Annotated in this window: 8 protein-coding genes and 1 tRNA gene; 6 read left to right on the plus strand and 3 right to left on the minus strand. The window is 68.2% G+C overall.

Features of this window, described 5'->3' with window-relative positions:
• Positions 1-32: 32 nt before the first annotated feature.
• Complete coding sequence (locus ABD088_RS07140) at positions 33-779, minus strand: phosphoglyceromutase (RefSeq protein WP_343901088.1); 747 nt, start codon at positions 777-779, stop codon at positions 33-35.
• A gap of 85 nt (positions 780-864) precedes the next feature.
• Between ABD088_RS07140 and ABD088_RS07145 the strand changes: the two genes are divergently transcribed.
• Positions 865-1,710: a class I SAM-dependent methyltransferase gene (locus ABD088_RS07145; RefSeq protein ID WP_343901089.1), complete on the plus strand. Its 846-nt coding sequence runs from the start codon at positions 865-867 to the stop codon at positions 1,708-1,710.
• 27 nt (positions 1,711-1,737) lie between these two features.
• Here ABD088_RS07145 and ABD088_RS07150 read toward each other — a convergent pair whose 3' ends face one another.
• Both ABD088_RS07150 and ABD088_RS07155 read right to left on the minus strand, forming a co-directional pair.
• Positions 1,738-2,049 (minus strand): DUF2516 family protein, encoded by a 312-nt coding sequence (locus ABD088_RS07150; protein WP_343901090.1) that lies wholly within the window; start codon positions 2,047-2,049, stop codon positions 1,738-1,740.
• 36 nt (positions 2,050-2,085) lie between these two features.
• Positions 2,086-3,231 (minus strand): trans-sulfuration enzyme family protein, encoded by a 1,146-nt coding sequence (locus ABD088_RS07155; RefSeq protein WP_343901091.1) that lies wholly within the window; start codon positions 3,229-3,231, stop codon positions 2,086-2,088.
• 90 nt (positions 3,232-3,321) lie between these two features.
• On the opposite strand from ABD088_RS07155, the gene tmk reads away from it, so the two are divergent.
• The 5 genes from tmk to ABD088_RS07180 all read left to right on the plus strand — a co-directional run bounded on the left by tmk (position 3,322) and on the right by ABD088_RS07180 (position 7,263).
• Positions 3,322-3,975 carry a dTMP kinase gene (gene tmk / locus ABD088_RS07160; RefSeq protein WP_343901180.1) on the plus strand — a complete coding sequence of 218 codons (654 nt, stop codon included), beginning with the start codon at positions 3,322-3,324 and terminating at the stop codon, positions 3,973-3,975.
• Positions 3,972-5,162: a DNA polymerase III subunit delta' gene (locus ABD088_RS07165; RefSeq protein WP_343901093.1), complete on the plus strand. Its 1,191-nt coding sequence runs from the start codon at positions 3,972-3,974 to the stop codon at positions 5,160-5,162. Before tmk ends, ABD088_RS07165 begins: the two co-directional genes overlap by 4 nt.
• Positions 5,159-6,685, plus strand: a complete 1,527-nt coding sequence (locus tag ABD088_RS07170; protein ID WP_343901094.1) for an alpha/beta hydrolase — start codon at positions 5,159-5,161, stop codon at positions 6,683-6,685. The genes ABD088_RS07165 and ABD088_RS07170 overlap by 4 nt, the downstream gene beginning before the upstream one ends.
• Positions 6,686-6,768: 83 nt before the next feature.
• Positions 6,769-6,841, plus strand: a tRNA-Thr gene (locus ABD088_RS07175).
• Between the two features lie 197 nt (positions 6,842-7,038).
• Positions 7,039-7,263: a hypothetical protein gene (locus tag ABD088_RS07180; RefSeq protein WP_343901095.1), complete on the plus strand. Its 225-nt coding sequence runs from the start codon at positions 7,039-7,041 to the stop codon at positions 7,261-7,263.
• Positions 7,264-7,369: the final 106 nt, after the last annotated feature.

Consider the following 7,369-nt stretch of genomic DNA (forward strand, 5'->3'; position numbering starts at 1 on the left):
TCCCCCCTCGTCGTTTCCCGGGTGTGGTCGGTCTATTTGCGGCCCTGGTTGGCCACTGCCTGGATCGCGTCGGCCGCGGCGTCGGCGTCGAGGTAGCGGCCTCCCGCGGTGACCGGGGTGAAGTCATCGTCCAGCTCGTACACCAGCGGGATGCCGGTGGGGATGTTCAGCGAGGCGATGTCCTCATCGGAGATGCCGTCCAGGTGCTTGACCAGGGCGCGCAGCGAGTTCCCGTGGGCGGTGACCAGCACGGTCTTGCCGGCCTGCAGGTCAGGGCGGATCGCGGACTCCCAGTAGGGGAGCATCCGCTCCAGCACGTCCTTGAGGCATTCGGTGCGCGGGGCATCATCACCGAGGTCGGCGTAGCGCGGGTCCCCCATCTGGGAGAACTCCGAGTCGTCGTCCAGCGGCGGCGGCGGGGTGTCATAGGAGCGGCGCCACTGCATGAACTGGTCCTCGCCGAACTCGGCGAGGGTCTGGGCCTTGTCCTTGCCCTGCAGTGCACCGTAATGGCGTTCGTTCAGCCGCCAGTCGCGGCGGACCGGGATCCAGGACAGGTCTGCGGCCTCCAGGGCCAGGTTGGCGGTGATGATCGCGCGCTTGAGCAGCGAGGTGTGCAGCACGTCGGGGACCAGTCCCTCGGCGGTGAGCAGCTCCCCGCCGCGCACTGCCTCGGCGCGTCCCTGCTCGGTCAACGGCACGTCATACCAGCCGGTGAAGAGGTTCTTTTCGTTCCATTCGCTCTGCCCGTGGCGGAGCAGGATCAGGGTGTGCGTCATGAATTCATCCTATCCGGCGTGAAGTCCGTTACTTTCCCCCATGACTGGTCATGAAGGGGTCCACGGCCAGCTTATATTTTCTGATGTGGTGCAAAAAGCTCAGCGGCTCGGCGGCCGGCACCAGGCCGGGCGCCCCGTGGGCAACCCCACGCGGGGCACCACGAATCCGAACCGCATGCGCCGGGTCGACCGGTGGATGACCGGCACCCAGGCCTTCCGGCTGCGCCCCGAGGTCACGGGCGCCCCACCCATCTGCGTCGACCTGGGCTATGGGGCCTCCCCGCGCACCGCCGTCGAATACTTCCAGCGCCTGCGGGCAGTGAACCCCCAGGTGTCGGTCGTGGGACTGGAAATCGATCCTGGCCGCGTCCGCGCCGCCCAGTCCATGGCCGTCGATGGGTTGTCCTTCGGCGTCGGCGGCTTCGAGATCCCCACTGACCGCAATCCCCTGCTGATCCGGGCCTTCAACGTGCTGCGCCAGTACAACGAGGACGATGTCGCCTCGATCTGGAAGGCGCTGGCGGACCGGCTCGATCCGCGCGGGCTGCTCATCGAGGGAACCTGCGATGAGGTGGGACGGGTCAGCACGTGGGTGGGGGTCTCCCCCGACGGGCCGCTGACCCTGAGCATCTCGATCCGCTTCGGTGCCGTCCTGCGGCCCAGCGAGGTGGCCGAACGCCTGCCCAAGGCGCTGATCCACCGCAACCATCCCGGCGAGCGGGTCCACGATTTCCTGGCAGCGGCCGATGCGGCCTGGCTGGCCGCCGCACCGCTGGCACCCTTTGGGCATCGTCAACGGTGGATCGCGATGTGCAGGACGCTGCGCGCCGACGGCTGGCCGGTGCGCGACGGGGTGCATCGGTGGCGGTTGGGCGAGCTCACCGTGGATTGGGCCTGCGTGGCCCCACGATCCGGGGCGCTGGCACGCTAGCAGCAGGGCCCGCAGAGCACTCCGGAGCTAGTAGTTGTAGTACCCCGGTGAGCCCTTGCCGCCCACGGCGGGCCGGACATCTGCGAGGTAGACGCAGGAGATGCAGGCGGCGATCAGCTGCAGGAACCCGGCTCCACCGGATCCCAGGACACTGAAGGCGCAGACCACTGCGGCGACGCCGGTCAGTCCCAGCCAGAAACCCTTGGTGCGCTTGTTCTCGCGCAGATAGTTGGCCGCCGGGTGGCGGACGGCGTCGATGAAGGCCCACAGGCCGAGCACCAGCGCCGCCAGGCTCAGGACCCGGAACAGAACGATCTCGAAAAACAATGCGGTAGCCACATCCGCCAGTCTAGGTGACCGGAACCCGATCCGGGGCTAGCGCCCCGCGCCCAGCGCGGCGTCCAGGTCCCGCCACAGGTCCTCGACATTTTCGATCCCGACGCTGAGCCGGATCAGGTGGGCCGGCACCGAGTCCGGCTCGCCCGGATGACGGCGCCGGCGTTCGGCCAGGGATTCGACCCCGCCCAGGCTCGTCGCCGGGGTCCACAACTGCAGCGCCGCCAGTGCGGTCTCGGCAGCTGCCGCTCCCCCGGCCACCGTGATGGCCACGATCGAGCCGAACCCCTCCATCTGGGCGGCGGCCCGGGAGTGCCCGGGATCCGATTCCAGGCCCGGATACCTCACCGATTCCACGGCCGGGTGTGCGGACAGCCGGCGGGCCAGCTCCCCGGCACTGGCCTGGGCGCGCTCGACCCGCAATGCCATGGTGCGCAGCCCGCGCAACGTCAGCCACGCCTCGAACGGACCGGCGATCGCCCCGTGCAGCGAGCGATGGGCGTGCAGCTTCGCCCGCAGGCCGGCATCACTGGTGAGCACCGCACCGAGCACGACGTCGGAGTGCCCACCCATGTATTTGGTCGCCGAATGCACCACGACGTCGGCGCCGAGTTCCAGCGGGCGCTGCAGCAGCGGGGTGGAGAAGGTGTTGTCCACCACGCACAGCACCCCTGCCTCGCGGGCGGCGGAGGCCAGGGCCCGCACGTCGGCGACCTCGAGCATCGGGTTGGTGGGGCTTTCCAGCCAGAGCATGTCGGCCCCGGCGAGCAGGGCCACGGTGGCGTCGGTGTCCTCGACGTCGGCTAGCCGGACGGTGATCCCGGCCCGCGTCTGCAGGTCGGCGACCAGCGACAGTGATCCGTTGTAGCTGTGCCGGGGCACCACGATCGTGCCGCCCAACGGCATCAGCGACATGGCCGAGGCCACCGCTGCCATCCCCGAGGCATAAACCAACCCCGGCAGGGCTGCGGATTCCAGCTGCGCCAGCGCATCCTCGAGCGGGTCCCAGGTCGGGTTGGAGAACCGGCCGTACACGCGTTCCCCGTTCCCCGGCGTGCCGGCCCCGAAGAACGTCGAGGAGAGCACGATCGGCGGGTTCACCGGCGCATCCGTTGCGCGCGGCGGGCGGCCGGCGGCGACAACGACGGTATCGGGGGCAAGATCCTGGGGGTGCGATGGGGCCATGCCAAAATCGTAGACCCCGCCCCCGTCCGCCGGGGAAGCCGCGACAGCGTGTTACCGGCCAGGGGCCGATAGGCTTACCGGGTGAATGAAATGCAGCGCACGCCAGGGGCCCTGTTCGTCGTCCTCGAAGGCGGCGACGGCGCAGGCAAGTCCACGCAAGCGGCCTTGTTGGCCAGCCGCCTGCAGGAGCACGGCCGCGAGGTCGTGCGCACCCGCGAGCCCGGCGGCACGCCCATCGGCGAAAAGCTGCGTTCCCTGGTCCTGGACCACGGCCACGGCGAGGTCGATGCCCGGACCGAGGCCCTCATGTTCGCAGCGGCCCGCGCCGCCCACGTCGAACAACTCATCCTGCCCGCCCTGGCCCGCGGCGCCACCATCATCTGCGACCGCTACATCGACTCCTCCGTCGCCTACCAGGGCGTCGGGCGGGGCCTGGGCACCGAGGACGTCCTGACGCTGAACCGCTGGGCCACCGCCGGCCTGCGCCCCGACCTGACCATCCTGCTCGACGTCGACCCGCAGGCGGGGAGGGACCGCCGCACCCAGGGCGATGCGGCCGAGGACCGGCTCGAATCGGAACCCGACGACTTCCATGCCCGGATCCGCCAGGCCTTCCTGGACCGTGCCGGGAACGACGACGGCGCCTACGTGGTCCTCGATGCCTCCCTGGCCGTGGAGGAGCTCTCGCAGCGGATCACCGACGCGGTGGCCGCGGTCGAGCAGCGGACGGGTTCTGCATCATGAGCACCACCACCGAGTTGCCCGGGGTCTGGGCCGACCTGCCCGGACAGGACCAGGCAGTTGACGCCCTCCGTCGGGCAGCCGCCCTCGGGGCCCCCTCGCATGCGTGGTTGTTCACCGGCCCACCGGGGTCGGGACGTTCGAATGCCGCGCGCGCCTTTGCCGCCGCCCTGCAATGCGACGCAACCGATCCCGAGGGCCGCGGATGCGGGCAGTGCCATGCCTGCCGCACCGTCATGGCCGGAACCCACCCGGATGTCGCCCTCATCGCCACGGAGAAGGTCGCCTACCAGATCGAGGACGTCCGCCAGCTGATCGCCAAGGCCCAGGACCGCCCGTCCGCGGGGAAGTGGCGGATCATCATCGTCGAGGACGCCGACCGCATGACCGAGCGGACCACCAACGTGCTGCTCAAGTCGATCGAGGAGCCTCCACCGCACACTGTCTGGATCCTGTGTGCGCCCAGCCCGGCCGACGTGTTGGTGACGATCCGCTCGCGGTGCCGGCCGGTGACCCTGGGAGTGCCGTCCCGTGAGGCGGTAGCCGAGCTGCTGGTGCGTCGCGACGGGTTGACCCCCGAGCAGGCGGACTTCGCCGCCCGGGTCTCCCAGAGCCACATCGGCATCGCCCGGCGCCTGGCCCGCGACGAGGGGGCCCGGCAACGCCGTGACCGGACGGTGCGCCTGCCGCTGCGCTTGGGTTCGGTCTCCGACGCAGTCATCGCCGCGGGCGACCTGGTGGAGCTCTCCACCGCCGAAGCCAGTTCCTCGGCTGAGGAGCGTGGTGCCGCCGATACCGCCGCGCTGCGCGAATCCTTGGGCCTTGCGGCGGATGCACCGGTCCCACCGCAGTTGCGCAGCCAGTTCAAGGCCCTCGAGGAGCTGAACAAGCGCCGGGCCAAACGCGGAGTCAACGACTCGCTGGATCGCGCGTTGATCGACCTGACCACGTTCTACCGCGACGTGCTGACCGTGCAACTGTCCACGGGTAGCGAACTGGTCAACGCCTATCTGGAACGCGAGCTCACCGAGATCGCCCACCGCACCTCCCCCGAACAGACCCTGGCCCGGATCGACTACATTGCCGAGGCCCGGCGCCGCATCGGCGCCAATGTCCAACCGCTGCTGGCCATGGAGGCCATGATGGCCGGCCTGCTTCCGGCCAGGAACCAAGGAGAACCCCACGCATGACCTTCCCCCGACGTCGGTTGCGCTGGGCTGCCGCCGCGAGTTGCCTGTTGCTGCTGTCTGCTTGCAGCGCCAGCCCTTCATCAGGTCCCGCCCCAAATGACGACTCCGCGGTGCCGATGCCCTCACCGCCCGCTGGGCTGGGGAAGTACTACAGCCAGACGCTGGACTGGACGAGCTGTTCGACGTCGTTCGAGTGCGCCGAAGTGGAGGTGCCCCTGGACTACGAGCACCCCGACCAGGACTCGATCAAGCTTTCGGTGGTCAAGCTGGATGCCGGCCGCAAGTCGAAGGGGACCCTGCTGGTCAATCCCGGAGGCCCGGGCGCCTCCGGGGTGGATCTGGTCATGAATGCCGGAACACAGATGTTCTCCGCCGATCTGCGCAAGGGGTATGACCTGCTCGGCTTCGACCCCCGCGGGGTCAGCCGTTCGGCCCCGGTCACCTGCCGAACCGATGCCGAGCGGGATCAGGCCCGGACGGTGGACCCGGACCCCACGACCGAGGCCGGGTTGGCGGACATCGAAAAGCAAAGCAGGGAATTCGCGGACGCCTGCGCCACGAAGACCGGAAAATCGCTCGGATTCATCGACACGGTCAGTTCGGCCAAGGACCTTGACATCCTGCGTGCCGTCAACGGCGACAAGCGCTTGAACTATCTGGGCTTCTCCTACGGCACGAAGCTCGGCGCCACCTACGCACAGCTCCATCCGAAAAACGTGGGTCACATGGTCCTCGACGGCGCCATGGACCCGTCGTTGGACAACGAGCAGGTGACCCTGGGTCAGGCTGCCGCCTTTGAAAAGGCCATTACCGCCTATCTGGAAGACTGCCTGCGCCGCCAGAAGTGTCCGTTTGATGGGGACGTCGACCAGGCCCGCGACCAGCTCCACGAACTTTTCGCCTCCGTCGAGAAGTACCCGCTGACCGCCCAGGACGGACGCGAGGTCGGCATCACCGACTTCGTCAGCGGTTTCCTCCTGGCCTTCTACGATGACGGCTACTGGCCCACGCTCACCGATGCCCTCAATTCGGCGATCTCGGGCGACCCCTCGGACATCCTCGATCTCGCCGATCTCAGTGCAGGGCGCGAAGCGGACGGAAGCTACACCGGCAACCCAGACGAGGCTTTCGTGGCGATCAACTGCCTGGACTACCCGGCGGACACCAGCATCGAAGGACAGCGCCAGGATGCCCGAGAGCTTGCCAAGGCATCCCCCACAATCGGCAAATACCTGGCCTACGGCGGCACCTCCTGCAAGGACTGGAAGTATCCCTCGACGGGCAAGCCAGCGCCGGTCTCGGCTCCCGGTGCGGCACCGATCGTCATCATCGGCACCACCGGGGATCCCGCCACACCCTATGCCTGGTCCAAGGCGCTGAACCAGCAGCTGGAGTCCTCGGTGCTGTTGACCTTCCACGGGGAGGGGCATACCGCCTACGGCCGGAGCAATGAATGCATCGGCAACGCCGTCGACGAGTACTTCCTGGACTCGACGGTGCCGAAGGACGGCCTGCAGTGCTGATATGCCCCGCGCGCGTCTGCTCGTTTTGACCGCTGGTGAAACGAGCCTATAAACTAACTGCTTGTGGCCCGCGTGGCTACGGTGCCTCCTTAGCTCAGTTGGTAGAGCGTTTCACTCGTAATGAAAAGGTCGCCAGTTCGATTCTGGCAGGAGGCTCACCTTTCGAGAAGGCCGTTTCCCCGGAAAACACAGGGAAGCGGCCTTTTTGCTGTTCCCGGGTCCTTGCGGAATCGAACCCAGAATCTGAGGGAAATATCCACGAGTACCGGACACCGCGGGACCGGGAGCCGCCTTTCCTTCACCAGCCCGAAACCACTCACCATCCCCGTTCACCTTCCCGATAGGCTCAACCCATGACAACGAATGCCCATCGTCAGCGCATCCGCACGGCCGGCGACTTCATGGTCGTCGGTGGCACGCTGCTCGCCGTGGTCTCGGCACTTCTGGGGTTGCTTCTCCTCTTCTCCGGCAGCGATGCCGCGATGGTATTTTTCGGGGTGCCCTCCGGGCTCCTGCTCATGGCAGTCGGTTACCTCAAGCGGATTGCCACAGCGCTCACGCCGCCGCCCGCAGACTAGCCAAACGCCTGGTTCCCCAGTCCAACGCCGCCACCCCCCGAAGGTGGCAGCGTGACAGGTCGCCGCCCCGTCAGCCGTGACCGAAACCCTCACGCCAAAGGGGCCG

The organism is Arthrobacter rhombi (assembly GCF_039526245.1).
GTDB lineage: Bacteria > Actinomycetota > Actinomycetes > Actinomycetales > Micrococcaceae > Arthrobacter_H > Arthrobacter_H rhombi.